We start from the raw sequence: 14,834 nt of genomic DNA, 5'->3' as shown, positions 1-14,834 counted from the left end.
CGGCGCATAACAGGCCTTCCGCACACCCTGCGGCGCCGGCCCATATCAATCCCGCACGAGGAGACACCCCATGCACAAGCATGCGACGCGCCTGCTGGCGCTAGCCGCCCTGTCCCTGGCCGCCACCGCGGCCTCCGCCCAATCCTGGCCCTCCCAGCCGATCCGCTGGATCGTGCCCTACCCGGCCGGCGGCGGCGCCGATGTCGTGGCGCGCACGGTCGCGGGCGGCATGGAAAAGCCGCTGGGCCAGACCATCGTGGTCGAAAACCGTCCTGGCGCCGCCACCATCATCGGCGCCACCGCCGTCTCGCAGGCCGAACCCTCGGGCTACATGATCGGCACGGCCGACTCGGGCACGCTGGCGTTCAACCCGTCGCTGTACGCCAAGCTGTCCTACGATCCGTCCAAGTTCACCTACATCGGCGGCATCGCCAAGTTCCCGCTGCTCCTAGCCGTGAACGTCAACTCGCCGTTCAAGACGGTCGACGACGTGATCCAGGCCGCCAAGAAAGAGCCGGGCAAGCTGACCGCGGCGTCCGCCGGCGCGGGCTCGCCGCACCATCTGGCGCTGGAACTGTTCAAGCAGCGCACCAGCGCCGACCTGCTGCACGTGCCCTACAAGGGCGCCGCGCCCGCCATCCAGGACCTGCTGGGCGGACAAGTGGACGTGATGTTCATCGACCTGGCCGCGGGCCTGCCCAACGTCAAGGCCGGCAAGTTGCGCGTGCTGGCCGCGGCCACGCCGGAACGCGTCGCCGCGCTGCCGGACGCGCCCACCATGGCCGAACAAGGCGTGCCCAACTTCACCGCCTACGCCTGGCAAGGCCTGATCGGTCCGGCCGGCCTGCCGGAACCGGTCGTCAAGAAGCTGGCGGCTGAACTGGACGCGACCTTGAAGTCGCCCGCCGTGTCGCAGAAGATGCTGGACATGGGCGTCATCCCCATGCCGCTGTCGTCGCAGGACTTCAAGGCCTACTCCGACCAGGAGCGCGCCGCCTGGGCCGACGTGATCAAGAAGGCCGGCATCAAGCTGGAATAAGCGGCCCGGCGCAAACGCCACCGCCAAAAAAAACCGCGGCCAGCAATGGCCGCGGTTTTTTTCATGCCCGCGCGCGGCGGGCGCATCAGGACCTCAGACCAGCACCCGCTCGATGCCGCCCGCGTTGGCGCGGCGCACGTACTCTTCCATCCAGCCTTCGCCCAGGATGTGACGCGCCATCTCGACCACGATGTAGTCCGCGTCCATGCCGGTGTCGCCTTCATAGCGCGACAGGCCTTGCAGGCACGACGGGCACGAAGTCAGCACCTTCACGTCGCCGGTGAAGCCGTCGCTGCGCAGCGCGGCATCGCCCTTGAGCAGCTCTTCCTGCTTGCGGAAGCGCACCTGCGTGGAGATGTCGGGACGGCTGACGGCCAGCGTGCCCGACTCTCCGCAGCAGCGGTCGCTCTTGATCGCGTCATCGCCAACCAGCGCGCGCACGGTCTTCATGGGCTCCTGCAGCTTCATCGGCGTGTGGCAGGGGTCGTGGTACATGTAGCGCACGCCCTTGGCCCCTTCCAGCTTGATGCCCTTTTCCAGCAGGTACTCGTGGATGTCGATCAGGCGGCAGCCCGGGAAGATCTTCTCGAACTCGTAGCCCGCCAGCTGGTCGTAGCAGGTGCCGCAGCTGACCACCACCGTCTTGATGTCCAGGTAGTTCAGCGTGTTGGCGACGCGGTGGAACAGCACCCGGTTGTCGGTGATGATCTGCTCGGCCTTGTCCGTCATGCCGTTGCCGCGCTGGGGATAGCCGCAGCACAGATAGCCCGGCGGCAGCACGGTCTGCACGCCCGCGTGCCACAGCATGGCTTGCGTGGCCAGGCCGACCTGCGAGAACAGGCGCTCCGAGCCGCAACCCGGGAAGTAGAACACCGCTTCCGTGTCGGCCGTGGTGGCCTTGGGGTCGCGGATGATGGGCACGTAGTTCGCGTCCTCGATGTCCAGCAGCTTGCGCGCCGCCTGCTTGGGCAGCCCGCCGGGCATCTTCTTGTTCACGAAATGCACCACCTGCTCGCGCAGCGGCGGCTTGCCCACCGTCGCCGGGGGTGCTGCGGTCTGCTTCTTCACCAGGCCGGACAGCAGGTCGTGCGCGGCGCGCTGGACCTTGTAGCCCACGCCCACCATCGCCTTGCGGGTGGCGTTGATGGTGGCCGGATCCTTGGCGTTCAGGAAGAACATGGCGCTGGCCGTGCCCGGATTGAACGACTTGCGGCCCATGCGGCGCAGCACGGCGCGCATGTTCATGGACACGTCGCCGAAGTCGATGTCGACCGGACAGGGGTTGTAGCACTTGTGGCAGACCGTGCAATGGTCGGCCACGTCCTCGAACTCTTCCCAGTGCTTGAGGCTGACGCCGCGGCGGGTCTGCTCTTCATACAGGAAGGCTTCCACCAGCAGCGAGGTGGCCAGAATCTTGTTGCGCGGCGAATACAGCAGGTTGGCGCGCGGCACGTGGGTCGCGCACACCGGCTTGCACTTGCCGCAGCGCAGGCAGTCCTTGATGGATTCGGAGATGGCGCCGATGTCGCTCTGCTGCATGATCAGCGACTCGTGGCCCATCAGGTTGAAGCTGGGCGTCCAGGCGTGGCGCAGGTCCGCGCCCGGCATCAGCTTGCCGGCATTGAAGTGGCCGTTGGGGTCCACGCGGCGCTTGTAGTCCTGGAACGGCGCCAGTTCGGCATCGGTCAGGAACTCGTACTTGGTCAGGCCGATGCCGTGCTCGCCCGAGATCACGCCGTCCAGGTCGCGGGCGATCTGCATGATGCGCTCGACGGCCTGGTGGGCCTCCTGCAGCATGCCGTAGTCGTCCGAGTTGACCGGAATGTTGGTGTGCACGTTGCCGTCGCCGGCGTGCATGTGCAGCGCCACGAACACGCGGCTCTTCAGCACGCGGCCGTGGATGGCGATGATTTCGTCGACGATCTTCTTGTAGGCCGCGCCCGAGAAGGTGCGCTGCAGGCCCGCCAGCACTTCGGTCTTCCAGGACAGGCGGATGGTGCGATCCTGCACCACGTCGAAGACCCGCGCGCCGGGCTGTGCCGCCAGGCGGTCCGACAGCGCCGGCTGCAGTTCGCCCAGGCCCAGGCCGTGCAGCTCGGGCAGCGCCTGCATCAAAGGCAGGTCCAGGTTGTCCAGCAGCCACTGCCAGCGCTGCCTGACGGCGGCCACCAGCTCCAGGGCCTGGCGCGTGCGTTCGGCCAGCATTTCGGCGCGGGTGGTCTCGACGTCCGTGTCGTCGATCTTGCCGACCGGCAGCGGGGCGCACAGATAGGCGTCCAGCTCGCCCAGCAGCTTGAGCTTGTTGCTGGTCGAGAGTTCGATGTTGATGCGCTCGATGTGATCCGTGTATTCGCCCATGCGCGGCAGCGGGATCACCACGTCTTCGTTGATCTTGAAGGCGTTGGTGTGGCGCGCGATGGCGGCGGTGCGCGAGCGGTCCAGCCAGAACTTCTTGCGCGCCTCGGGGCTGACGGCCACGAAGCCTTCGCCATGGCGGGTATTGGCCAGGCGCACCACTTCGCTGGAGGCGGCGGCCACGGCGTCCTCGTCGTCGCCGACGATGTCGCCGATCAGGACCATCTTGGGCAGCACGCCGCGCTTGCTCTTGGTGGCGTAGCCCACCGCGCGCAGATAGCGTTCGTCCAGGTGCTCAAGACCGGCCAGGATGGCGCCGCGGGCGCGGCCTTCGCCGTCCAGGTAGCCCTTGACCTCGACGATCGACGGAATCGCGTCGCGCGCCTGGCCGAAGAACTCCATACAGACGGTGCGCGTATGGCGCGGCATGCGGTGCAGCACCCAGCGCGCCGACGTGATCAGGCCGTCGCAGCCTTCCTTCTGGATGCCAGGCAGGCCGGCCAGGAATTTGTCGGTGACGTCCTTGCCCAGGCCTTCCTTGCGGAACACGCGGCCCTGGATCTCCAGCGTCTCGGTCTTCAGCAGGCGTTCGCCCGGCTTGCCCCGGCCGTCGAACCACTTGAGCTCGAAGCGCGCCACTTCCACGTCATGGATCTTGCCCATGTTGTGGTCCAGGCGGCTGACTTCCAGCCAGTTGCCGTTCGGGTCGACCATGCGCCACCAGGCCAGGTTGTCCAGCGCGGTGCCCCACAGCACGGCCTTCTTGCCGCCCGCGTTCATGGCGATGTTGCCGCCCACACAGGAAGCTTCGGCCGAGGTCGGATCGACCGCGAAGACGAAACCGGCGGCCTCGGCGGCCTCGGAGACGCGCTTGGTCACCACGCCGGCGCCGGCATGGATGACGGCCACGGGCTCGGTCAGCCCGGGCAGCAGACAGGACTCGACCTTGCCCAGCTTGTCGAACTTTTCGGTGTTGATGACCGCCGACTTCCAGGTCAGCGGAATCGCGCCGCCGGTATAGCCGGTGCCGCCGCCTCGCGGAATGATGGTCAGGCCCAATTCAATACAGGCGGTGACCAGCGCCGCGATCTCGTCTTCCGAGTCCGGCGTCAGCACCACGAAGGGGTACTCGACGCGCCAGTCGGTGGCGTCGGTCACGTGCGAAACGCGCGACAGGCCGTCGAACTTGATGTTGTCGCGGGCGGTGATGCGGCCCAGCACCTTCTGCGCCTGCTTGCGCATCATGGCGGTCTGGTCGAATTCGCCCTCGAATGCGGCGATGGCGGAGCGCGCCCGCGCCAGCAGGCCGACGACCTTCTCGTCGCGGTGCGGATCGTGGCCGGCCTCGGCGGGCACGTCTGGCTCGCGGCGGCGGTCGATCTCGCCCAGGCGGTGATGCAGCGCTTCGATCAGCAGCTTGCGGCGCTTGGGGTTGTCGAGCAGGTCGTCCTGCAGATAGGGGTTGCGGCGCACCACCCAGATGTCGCCCAGCACCTCGTACAGCATCCGGGCGGAACGGCCGGTGCGGCGTTCGCCGCGCAGGTCGCTCAGCAGGCTCCAGGCGTCATCGCCCAACAGCCGGCCGACAATCTCGCGGTCGGAAAACGACGTGTAGTTGTACGGAATTTCGCGCAAGCGCGCGGGTGCTGCGGGCGGCATCGCCCCGTTCAAGATGTGGCTAGCGAGTGGGGCGTTCATGGCTGCAAGAGGGGGCCCTTAAAAAAACATTTTATGCGATTGGCTGAGCCTGCCCCCTAATAACCCCAAGGAAGCGCTCAAGACGGAGGAAAACCGGAGTCTATGCGTCCCCTATTAATCGGAATGTCAGCGCTAAACCTGCCCCGGGAAAAACCACAGCAAGCCGGCGGTCATGGCCAGGTAGCGCAGGAATTTGCCGATGGCCATGTAAAGCATGCAGGGCCAGAACGGCAGCCGCAGCCACCCCGCCACCGCACACAGCGGGTCGCCTACGGCGGGCAGCCACGACAACAGCAGGGCCGGAGGCCCCATGCGGTGGATCCAGTCGTGAGCCCGTTCGTTCCAGCGCCCGCGCATGCGCCCGCCCGCGGTTGCGTCGGGATGCGGATGGGGATGATGCTCCTTCCACCGCTGCACCGCGCGCTCGGCGCCCAGGCCCATCGCGTAGGTAATGGCCCCGCCCGCGGTGTTGCCCAGGGTCGCAACCAGAATTGCCGGCCAGAACATGTCCGGCGCAAGCTTGACGTAGCCAAACACGACGGGCTCGGAGCCCATGGGCAACAAGGTCGCGGAAATCAGCGAAATCGTGAAAATCGCGGACAAACCGACCGAGGGCAGCGCCAGCACCCCCAACATCCAATGCACGGCGGATAGCAAACTTTCTTCCATAGTGGGGCGAGTGTAGCCGCGCGCGGGTGCAATAATCTGACCCACTTTCCCACTCTTGCCGCCAGCCGCAGTCCATGTCCACTGATTACCTGAAACGCATCCTGACTTCCAAGGTTTATGACGTCGCGGTCGAATCGCCGCTGGAAATGGCGCCGCTGCTGTCCCAGCGCATTTCGAACACGGTGCTGCTCAAGCGCGAGGATACCCAGGCGGTGTTCAGCTTCAAGCTGCGCGGCGCGTACAACAAGATGGCCAACCTGAGCCCGGCCGCGCGCAACCGTGGCGTCATCGCGGCCTCGGCCGGCAACCATGCCCAGGGCGTCGCGCTGGCGGCCAGCCGGCTGGGCTGCCGCGCCGTCATCGTCATGCCCACCACCAGCCCGCAAGTGAAGATCGACGCGGTGCGCCGGCTGGGCGGCGAAGTGGTGCTGGCCGGCGAGAGCTTCTCCGACGCCTATGCGCATGCGCAGGTGCTGGAAAAGAAGGAAAAGCTGACTTTCGTCCATCCCTTCGACGACCCTGACGTCATCGCCGGCCAAGGCACCGTGGGCATGGAAATCCTGCGCCAGCATCCCGGCCCGATCGACGCCATCTTCGTCGCCATCGGCGGCGGCGGGCTGATCGCGGGCGTGGCCGCCTACATCAAGCAGCTGCGCCCGGAAATCAAGATCATCGGCGTGCAGACGGAAGACTCCGACGCCATGCTGCGCAGCGTACGCGCGGGCCGCCGCGTGCAGTTGAACGACGTGGGGCTGTTCTCGGACGGCACGGCGGTCAAGATGGTGGGCGCGGAAACCTTCAAGCTAACGCGCCAGTACGTGGACGACTTCGTGGTAGTCAACACCGATGCGATCTGCGCGGCCATCAAGGACGTATTCCAGGACACCCGCAGCGTGCTGGAGCCGGCCGGCGCGATGGCGGTCGCGGGCGCCAAGCAATACGCGGCCGAACACAATCTGAAGGGCAAGACGCTGGTGGCCATCGCCTGTGGCGCCAACATGAACTTCGACCGCCTGCGCTTCGTGTCCGAACGCGCGGAGGTCGGCGAAATGCGCGAAGCCGTGTTCGCCGTCACCATGCCGGAACAACGCGGCAGCTTCCGCCGCTTCTGTGAACTGGTGGGCGAACGCAGCGTCACCGAGTTCAACTACCGCATCTCGGATGCGGACCGCGCCCATGTCTTTGTCGGCATCCAGGTGTCTTCGGCTTCCGAGCCGGACAAGATCGCCGCGAACTTCCGCCGTCACGGCTTCGACACGCTGGACCTGACCCACGACGAAATGGCCAAGACCCACTTGCGCCACATGGTGGGCGGGCGTTCGTCGCTGGCGCGCAACGAACTTCTGTACCGCTTCGAATTTCCGGAACGTCCGGGCGCGCTGATGCGCTTCCTGAACGCCATGAATCCGGACTGGAACATCAGCCTGTTCCACTACCGCAACCAGGGCGCCGACTACGGCCGCATCCTGATCGGCATCCAGGTGCCGCCTGCCGACAAAAAGCAATTCCGCAGCTTCGTGGCCGAGCTGGGCTATCCCCACTGGAACGAGACCGAGAATCCGGCCTACAAGCTGTTCCTGTAAAAGGTAAGCGCCGCTGCGCGGGCTCGCGGCCAGGCGGCAAAAGATCGCACCACACAGGGCACGAAAACGAGAGGGCCTCCTTGCGGAGGCCCTTCCCTTCCCTGCTCTAGACACGTCCAGCGGCAACCAGTTTGGGGGGGTTCGCTGTCACTCGGCGGCCCACGGAGATGAGCCGCGCATTCAGCAAGGTCTTGCCGGACGTCCTATCGCTTAGAAACGGTGGCGCACGCCGATGGCAACGGCGGTGTCGGTCGCATCGCGCTGGAACGCGTAGTTGTCGCCGTAGGAGGCGTACGCGTACAGGTTGGTGCGCTTGGTGAAGTCGTAGGTGTAGCCCAAGCTGTACACGTTGAACGTCGCGTCGTCGCCGGTCAGCTTGTCGTTGCTGGCGGTGGCGCGCTGCCACGAACCGAAGACCGCATGGCGGCCCAGCGGCACGGTGGCGCCGATCATGTACGAATTGGCGCGGAAGCCGTCGGCCAGCTTGAACGAGCCCAGGTTCTGCATGCCGTCCGGCGTGGTGCCCATGTTCTGGCCGATGAACCAGCCGTCGCGGGTCTGGCCGAAGGCCGCCGCCACCTTCACGACTTCGAAGTCATAGGAACCGCCCAGGATGTATTCCTGGATGCGGGCCTCGGACTTGCCGCCGGTCTGGTTGTTGGACGGGTTGAAGCGGTCGTACGCGGCAGCCAGGTTCAGGGGGCCGTTGACGTACTGCACGCCCGCGGTCAGCACGCGGTTGTTGTTGCCGGTCTGGAAGCCGGTCTGCGAGGTGTCGCTGACCGTGTCATCGGCGCTGAACGAGTAGCCCACGCCCACCTTGAAGCCGCCCATGCTGGGGGTCTGGTACAGGACCATGTTGTCCAGGCGCATCGTGTTGGCGCTGCCGAACGTGGTACCCATGTTGGCGGTGTTGTAGCTGATCGAGAACGGATCGATCGAACCGAAGTACTTGGAAGCCAGGTTCGTCTGGCGGCCGAATTCCAGGCGGCCCCAGGAATCGCTGTCCAGGCCCACGGTGGCCTGGCGTCCGAACAGGCGGCCGCTTTGCAGCGACTTGCCGTTCATCGGACCGAAACCGCCTTCCAGGGTGAACACGGCGCGCAGGCCGTCGCCCAGGTCTTCAGTGCCGCGCAGGCCGAAGCGCGAACCGCTGCTCACGCCCTGCACGCCGCCGAAGCGGCTTTGCGAATTGCCGTCGAACTTCACTTTCTCGTAGCCAATACCGGCGTCGATCAAACCGTACAGCGTCACGGAGTCTGCGGCTTGCGCAGCGCCGGCAAAGCCGGTCAGCAACGCGACGGCCAATAGCGTCTTCTTCATATAAGTCCCCAAAATGGCGAGATGAAAGGCAAACCGCAAAGCCGCCAAGCCCAGGGCCGGCGATCTGCGTGCCGCTGCAAACAAGCTAGCGGCGCATGCACTGGAGTTAGTGTCCGGCCTGCGCCAATTCGAAGTAACCCGGATTTCGAAGAACTACTTTCCATGGTTGGGACAATGACTAACTTCTTACCAGCAACTCTCTTTGGAAACCTGCGTTAACGCGTTGATATCAAATGTGAATTAAGGCTCGCAAACGATTTTGCGGGCTGAGGACATTCTCCTGCCGAGCCTGGAAGACTCACAACAGTTGTCGCGGCGCGCGCACAATTCTGATGCGAAAACGCGACATCGCGTGGCCGGCGGTTCTGGTCTCGCCGATAAAAAAGCCCCTCGACATCGGGAGGGGCCTGCTTTGGACCAAACCGCCAAAAAGCGGCTCAGCGGCCTTGGGGCGGGTAATCCAGTTCGCCGAAGGTGTACTCGCCGCGCGCCTTGGCTTCGGCCAGTTCCTGGCGGACTTGTTCGCGGGTCTTGCCGGCGGTTTGCGACACGGCGGCCTTGGGCGGGTAATCCAGCTCGGCCGAGGTCACCTGGCCAGCAGCCTTGGCGCTTTGCAGTTCCTGCTGGACCTGTTCGCGCGACAGGCTGGTGTTCTGCGGGGTGACGGGCGGGTAATCCAGTTCACCGAACGTGACCTGGCCTGCGGCCTTGGCGGCCTGCAGCTCCTGTTGGACTTGTTCACGCGTCTTGCCATCGGCGTGAGCGGCGGACATACCCACCAGCGTTGCGGTAACCATGAGTGCGGTAGCTAGGGCTTTCATTTGAGACGACTCCATCCTAAACCTTGCACAGCGGCTTCTGCCAGGCTGGCAGGAGCGATGTGACAATTTCATTGCTGGGACGAAGCATCTGGCGATTAGGCCCTAGTAAAAACCCTTATTTTGGTGAACATATTTGCATGAATGGGACAATTGCACGTTCCAACCCGTGCAATTCGCGCATATTCCCTATGTGGCAAGGCCAGATCAAGCAGTCACAAGCCTTGCCAGCATTCAGCAACGAGCAAGCTGGGTAACGGAGAATGCGGCCGCCGCCTGATGGATGGAACGTTCAGCGTTGGGAAATAGACATTTCTGCTGGCGGGACAATAATTCCATTTATCATACAAATCCCCCAGAAATGGAATTTTGAACTTCGAGGGCCCCATGGATATCCAGCTTAACGACATCGCTCTGTTTGTCGAAGTCGCCAAGCGCAAGAACTTCAGCCACGCCGCCGAAGCCTTGAATATTCCGACATCCACGCTCTCGCGCCGCGTCAGTGAACTGGAACGCAGCATCGGCATGCGGCTGCTCAACCGCAGCACGCGCAAGATCGACCTGACCGAAGCCGGCGCCATCTATTTCGAGCGCTGCCGGCATATCGTGGAAGAGGCGCGCATCGCGCACGACCAATTGCTGGACATGGCGGTGCAGCCCAAGGGACGCCTGCGCATCTCCCTGCCCACCAGCCTGGCGCAGCTGTTCCTGCCCGCCGTCATCAGCGAGTTCCGCGAACAGCATCCGGAAATCGAGTGCGACTTCGACCTGAGCATGCGGCCGATCGACCCCATCAGCAATCCGTTCGACCTGATCCTGCGCTTCGGCCAGCAGCCGGATTCCAGCCTGATCTCGCGCAAGATCGTGCTGATGGCCCATCAGCTGTACGCCTCGCCCGAATACCTGGCGCGCCACGGTGAACCGAGGGTGCCCGCGGATCTCAGCCACCATGAATGCCTGCGCCCCACCATGCGCGAGGAGTCATCCTTCTGGATGCTGCATTCGGGCGACAAGGTGGAACGCGTGCAGGTATCGGGACGCCTGTCCGCCAACAATGTCGGCATGCTCGGACGGCTGGCCGGACAAGGCCTGGGCATCACGCCGCTGCTGGTCTTCGACGCGATGGAACGCGCCATCAAGCAGTCCGGCCTGGTGCGGGTACTGCCGGATTGGAGCCTCACGCCGCTGCCGCTCTTCGCCCTGCTGCCGTCGCGCATGCTGCCGGCGAAGACCAAGGCTTTCCTGGACTTCATCCAGCCGCGGCTGTCGGATGCGTGATGATTACGGGGCCGAGTCGGCGCCGTATTGACAGACGGTATAAAGCGGAGTGCCGGTAGCGGAAACGCGGGCGGAACCGCCCAGGTCGGGCAGGTCGATGATGGCCGCGGCCTCGACCACGTTGGCGCCCAGGCGTTGCAGCAATTTGATGGCGGCCAGCATGGTGCCGCCCGTGGCGATCAGATCGTCCACCAGCAGGACGCGCTGGCCGGTGCGCACGGAATCCGTGTGCATTTCGACCGCCGCGTTGCCATATTCGAGCGAGTATTCCTCGGCCACCGTGCGGAACGGCAGCTTGCCTTTCTTGCGCACGGGCACGAACCCCAGGTTGAGTTCGTAGGCCAGCACGCTGCCCACGATGAAGCCGCGCGCATCCACGCCGGCTACCAGGTCCAGGCGCTGGCGCATGTAGCGGTAGACGAAAAGATCGATGAGTACCCGGAACGCGCGCGGATCCTGCAACACTGGCGTGATGTCGCGAAAAATGACACCGGGTTGGGGCCAGTCTGGAACGCTGCGGATGGTGCGCCGGATGTACTCGGCGTAGTCGGTCTGCATGGAAGACGGCCCTGGAGAATTGAAGCAAGGCGAACTATAACCTCGCAACCGCGCTTAAGCCAGGATTGACTCCCCGGATGACAATTCATGTAGCCGGCCGCCCCGCAACACATGGCAACGATGGACCGCGCCAGGGGGCAACGCCGCATGCGTGGCCAACACCACGGCGCGTCCCTGCAGCGCGTTTTCCAGGTCGTTGAAGAAAGCCGCCTCGGCCGCGGCGTCCAGCCCCGCGGTCGGTTCGTCCAGCACGATGACCGTCGCTGGCGACAGCAACGCCCGCGCCAGACACAGGCGGCGCGCCTGCCCGACCGACAGTTGCGAACCCGTTTCGCCCGCCCAGGTATCCAGGCCATCGGGCAGACCGCGCACGAAATCGCCCAGCCGCGCCGCGTCCAGCGCGCGCCACAAAGCGGCATCGTCCGCCTCGGGGTCGCCAATGAGCAGATTGGTGCGCAATGTGCCCAGGAACACCGGCGCGTCCTGCGACAACAACGCGATACGCCGGTGCCAATCGCCTTGCGCGCAGGCGCGCGCATCGCAGCCGCCGTAGCGCACCTGGCCTGCCTGCGGATCCTCCAGGCGCAACAGCAGATGCAACAGCGTCGACTTGCCCGCGCCGCTGGGTCCCAGGATGGCGATCCGCTCGCCGGGCTCCACGCGCAGGCTGACATCCTCCAGCACCCGCGGGCTCACGCCCGCCGCCCTGCCCGGATAGGCGAAACTCACGCGCTCCAGCTCCAGCGCGCCGCGCTCGGGCAAGGCGCGCGGCGCGGGCGGATCCTGCATGTCGGGCTGGCATTGCGTCACCTCGCGGATCCGCGTCGCGGCCGACGTCGCCGAGCCCATGCGAGATGCGCCGCGCATGATCGGACCCGCGACCTCGAAAATGCCGATGACCGCCAACAACAGGCCCGCCAGCGTCGGCCCTTCGATCCCTCCCGACTCCAGCGTGTCCAGGCCGAACCAGAGCAAGGCCAGCACCGATGCGCCGGCCGCGACCTGCAGGAAGAACTGCCCGCGGGCGGCCACGCGCGCCTGGCTGCCGCGCGCACGCGCGCTGGCCTCGCATAGGCGCTCGAAATGCGCGGCGGTCTGCGCCTGCGCGTGCAAGGCCACCATGTCGGCATGCCCGTCCACCGCGTCCAGCGTCGCGGCGCGCAATCCAGCCGCGCTTTCCTGCGCGGCCGCGCCCGGCTTGCGCGCCGCGCGCAGCAGCCACAGCGGCACCAGCACGCAGGCGATCAGCAAGGCCAGCGCGAACGCCAGCGCCGCCGCGGGCACCCACATGCCCAGCACCGCGGTCAGCACCGCGCCGCCGAGAATGGCGGTGGCAAGCGGCGCCAGCACGAACAGGAACACCGTATCGAGCGCATCGACGTCGCCCGTCATGCGCGCAACCAGGTCGCCATCGCGATAGCGCGCCAGCTGCCTCGGCGTCAGCCTGATCAGCGCGGCGAATACCGTGGCGCGCAGGTCCGCCAGGAGGCGCAGGGTGGCGGAGTGCCCAACCACGCGGTCGGCGTAGCGCGCCACGATGCGCAGGAACGACAGGCCGCGCACCAGTGCCGAAGGCGCGAACAGATTGAAGGCCCCGCCCGCCCCGGCCAGGGCCGCGCCGGTCAGGAACCAGCCTGACACGCCCAGCAGACCCACGCCGGCGGCCACGGTGGCCAGCGCGCAGAACAATGCGAGCAAAAACCCGCTTTTGCGGCGCGCATACAGGGGCAGGAGCAGCAACAGATTCTTCATGCCTCTTCCACTTTTCCATCCGCCACGCACAGGGTCCGGCCCAGCCGGGCCGCCACTGCGGGCGAGTGCGTCGCAAGCAGCAGGCTGCGGCCGGCGGCGAATGCCAGGATCTCGTCCAACACACGCGTTTGCGTGGCCTCGTCCAGATGCGCCGTAGGTTCGTCCAGCAGGATCAACGCCGGGTCGCGCAGGAACAGGCGCGCCAGCGCCACGCGCTGCGCCTGACCGCCAGACAGACCGTGCCCGCGGCCGCCCAGCGGCGTGTCCAGTCCTTGCGGCAAGGCATCGGCGAACTCCAGCACGCAGGCGCGGCCGGCGGCGGCGCGCACCTCGGCATCCGAAGCATCGGGCCGGCCCAGGCGGATGTTGTCGGCAATGGAGCCGGCCAGCAATTGCGGCTTCTGGCCGATCAACGCCACCCGTTCGCGCAACGCCGCCTCGTCCCATTCTTGCAGGGGCAGGCCGTCCAAGCGTATGTCTCCCTGGAAGGGGCGCAGGCGCGCAATCGCCTCGATCAGCGTGGACTTGCCTATGCCGCTGGGGCCCATCAGCGCGACGTGCTCGCCCGGCGGCAGCGTCAAGGCCGCGTCGGACAGCACCGCCTGGCTGCGGCCCGGCGCGTCCAGGTTGAGGCCGGTGATGGCGACGGCCGCGCCCACGCCAGAGCGTGCGGGAACACGTCCAGGTCCCGCGACGCAGCCTCCCGAACTGTCTTGCGCCGGCGCTCCCGTTTGCTGTGGGCGTGCACCCGAAGCGTTCCCGGCGCGAGCCTCCTCCTCCGGCAAACCGTCGAACAACACGGCGATCTGCGAGACCGCCGCCAGCGCGGCGGCGCGGTCGTGATAGTGGGCGGCGAACTGGCGCAGCGGCGCATAGACTTCCGGCGCCATCAGCAGGCAAAACAAGCCCGCCTGCAAGGTCAGCGGCGACCAGCGCAGGTCCAGAAAGCCCAGATAGGTAAGACCGATATAGACCGCCACCCCCGCCACGCCCAGCGCGGCGAAGAACTCCAGCACGGCGGATGAGAGAAAGGCAATGCGCAAGACTGACATGGTGCGCTGGCGCAGCGCGTCGCTGGCCGCCACCACCGACGCGGCCTCGGCCTCGGCGCGGCCATAAAGCTTCAGCGTGGACAGCCCGCGCAGCCGGTCCGCGAAGAATCCCGACAAGCGGGCAAAGGCGCGCAGGTGCCGGCGGCTGGCGCCTTGGGCGCCCCAGCCCACCAGGGCCATGAACAGCGGAATCAGGGGCGCGGTGATCAGCAGGACCAGGCCGGCGATCACGTCCATCGGCAGCAGCACCACGGAAAAAGCGACGGGCAGCAAAGCCGCCGCGGCCATGGCGGGCAGGTACTTGGCGAAGAAGCCGTCCAGGGCCTCGACCTGATCCACCACCGCGCTGGCGAGTTCGCCGGATGCCTGGCCCCGGCTCCAGTACGGCCCCTTCTGCACCAGGCGCCTGAACAGCGACTGGCGCACGTGGCGCTTGATGCGTTCGGCCGCGTCCGCACCGGCGCGCTCGCCCGCCCAGGTAATGCAGGCGCGCAGCAACATGAGTCCGGCAATGCCCAGGATGTCGCCCAGCAACTCCTGCCGGGGCACCTGCCTGACGATGGCCGCGTCGAGCACGCTGGCCAGCAACCAGGCCTGCACGACCAACAGGGCGCCGCTCACCAGGGGGGCTGCGCCCGCCAGGATCAGCGGCAGCCTTGCCGCCTTGGCGAGCGCCATCAACCACCGCGACTGTGCGCGCGGCGGTTTG

10 protein-coding genes are annotated in these 14,834 nt (G+C 66.3%); 3 read left to right on the top strand and 7 right to left on the bottom strand.

Features of this window, described 5'->3' with window-relative positions; genetic code table 11:
* Positions 1-70 precede the first annotated feature (70 nt).
* On the top strand, positions 71-1,039 hold the full coding sequence (locus tag HWY37_RS00615) for a Bug family tripartite tricarboxylate transporter substrate binding protein (RefSeq protein ID WP_176087602.1): 969 nt from the start codon (positions 71-73) through the stop codon (positions 1,037-1,039).
* Between the two features lie 93 nt (positions 1,040-1,132).
* Here the strand turns inward: HWY37_RS00615 and HWY37_RS00610 are convergent, their stop codons facing one another.
* Positions 1,133-5,092: a DUF3683 domain-containing protein gene (locus HWY37_RS00610; RefSeq protein WP_175209907.1), complete on the bottom strand. Its 3,960-nt coding sequence runs from the start codon at positions 5,090-5,092 to the stop codon at positions 1,133-1,135.
* Positions 5,093-5,224: 132 nt separating this feature from the next.
* On the bottom strand, positions 5,225-5,761 hold the full coding sequence (locus HWY37_RS00605) for a YqaA family protein (RefSeq protein ID WP_176087601.1): 537 nt from the start codon (positions 5,759-5,761) through the stop codon (positions 5,225-5,227).
* Positions 5,762-5,835: 74 nt separating this feature from the next.
* Here HWY37_RS00605 and ilvA point away from each other — a divergent pair, with 74 nt between their 5' ends.
* Positions 5,836-7,344: a threonine ammonia-lyase, biosynthetic gene (gene ilvA / locus HWY37_RS00600; protein WP_175209911.1), complete on the top strand. Its 1,509-nt coding sequence runs from the start codon at positions 5,836-5,838 to the stop codon at positions 7,342-7,344.
* Positions 7,345-7,554: 210 nt separating this feature from the next.
* Here the strand turns inward: ilvA and HWY37_RS00595 are convergent, their stop codons facing one another.
* Together HWY37_RS00595 and HWY37_RS00590 are read right to left on the bottom strand one after the other, a co-directional pair.
* Positions 7,555-8,667 (bottom strand): porin, encoded by a 1,113-nt coding sequence (locus HWY37_RS00595; protein WP_175209913.1) that lies wholly within the window; start codon positions 8,665-8,667, stop codon positions 7,555-7,557.
* 437 nt (positions 8,668-9,104) lie between these two features.
* Positions 9,105-9,488, bottom strand: coding sequence for a DUF4148 domain-containing protein (locus tag HWY37_RS00590; RefSeq protein ID WP_175209915.1), 384 nt, complete (start codon positions 9,486-9,488; stop codon positions 9,105-9,107).
* A 384-nt stretch (positions 9,489-9,872) separates the two neighbouring features.
* Between HWY37_RS00590 and HWY37_RS00585 the strand changes: the two genes are divergently transcribed.
* The gene (locus HWY37_RS00585) at positions 9,873-10,763 is read left to right on the top strand and encodes a LysR family transcriptional regulator (protein ID WP_175209917.1); all 891 of its coding nucleotides are present in this window, start codon (positions 9,873-9,875) and stop codon (positions 10,761-10,763) included.
* Between the two features lie 3 nt (positions 10,764-10,766).
* Here the strand turns inward: HWY37_RS00585 and HWY37_RS00580 are convergent, their stop codons facing one another.
* The 3 genes from HWY37_RS00580 to cydD are packed head-to-tail and all read right to left on the bottom strand — an operon-like array spanning position 10,767 to position 14,803.
* Positions 10,767-11,321, bottom strand: a complete 555-nt coding sequence (locus HWY37_RS00580) for an adenine phosphoribosyltransferase (RefSeq protein ID WP_175209919.1) — start codon at positions 11,319-11,321, stop codon at positions 10,767-10,769.
* Between the two features lie 54 nt (positions 11,322-11,375).
* Complete coding sequence (gene cydC, locus HWY37_RS00575) at positions 11,376-13,073, bottom strand: thiol reductant ABC exporter subunit CydC (RefSeq protein WP_176087600.1); 1,698 nt, start codon at positions 13,071-13,073, stop codon at positions 11,376-11,378.
* Positions 13,070-14,803, bottom strand: coding sequence for a thiol reductant ABC exporter subunit CydD (gene cydD, locus HWY37_RS00570; RefSeq protein ID WP_246302152.1), 1,734 nt, complete (start codon positions 14,801-14,803; stop codon positions 13,070-13,072). Before cydD ends, cydC begins: the two co-directional genes overlap by 4 nt.
* Between the last annotated feature and the right edge of the window lie 31 nt (positions 14,804-14,834).

This window comes from Achromobacter anxifer, from assembly GCF_903652925.1.
GTDB classification, from domain to species: domain Bacteria; phylum Pseudomonadota; class Gammaproteobacteria; order Burkholderiales; family Burkholderiaceae_B; genus Achromobacter; species Achromobacter anxifer.
The sequence above is the reverse complement of the archived record's forward strand: the minus strand, read 5'-3'. Positions and strand labels throughout refer to the sequence as shown.

Bases quoted from the DNA above. Each gene is read 5' to 3' on its own strand.
- ilvA (WP_175209911.1), top strand. From the start codon at position 5,836: ATGTCCACTGATTACCTGAAACGCATCCTGACTTCCAAGGTTTATGAC.
- cydD (WP_246302152.1), bottom strand. From the start codon at position 14,803: ATGGCGCTCGCCAAGGCGGCAAGGCTGCCGCTGATCCTGGCGGGCGCA.
- HWY37_RS00605 (WP_176087601.1), bottom strand. From the start codon at position 5,761: ATGGAAGAAAGTTTGCTATCCGCCGTGCATTGGATGTTGGGGGTGCTG.
- cydC (WP_176087600.1), bottom strand. From the start codon at position 13,073: ATGAAGAATCTGTTGCTGCTCCTGCCCCTGTATGCGCGCCGCAAAAGC.
- HWY37_RS00615 (WP_176087602.1), top strand. From the start codon at position 71: ATGCACAAGCATGCGACGCGCCTGCTGGCGCTAGCCGCCCTGTCCCTG.
- HWY37_RS00590 (WP_175209915.1), bottom strand. From the start codon at position 9,488: ATGAAAGCCCTAGCTACCGCACTCATGGTTACCGCAACGCTGGTGGGT.
- HWY37_RS00595 (WP_175209913.1), bottom strand. From the start codon at position 8,667: ATGAAGAAGACGCTATTGGCCGTCGCGTTGCTGACCGGCTTTGCCGGC.
- HWY37_RS00610 (WP_175209907.1), bottom strand. From the start codon at position 5,092: ATGAACGCCCCACTCGCTAGCCACATCTTGAACGGGGCGATGCCGCCC.
- HWY37_RS00580 (WP_175209919.1), bottom strand. From the start codon at position 11,321: ATGCAGACCGACTACGCCGAGTACATCCGGCGCACCATCCGCAGCGTT.
- HWY37_RS00585 (WP_175209917.1), top strand. From the start codon at position 9,873: ATGGATATCCAGCTTAACGACATCGCTCTGTTTGTCGAAGTCGCCAAG.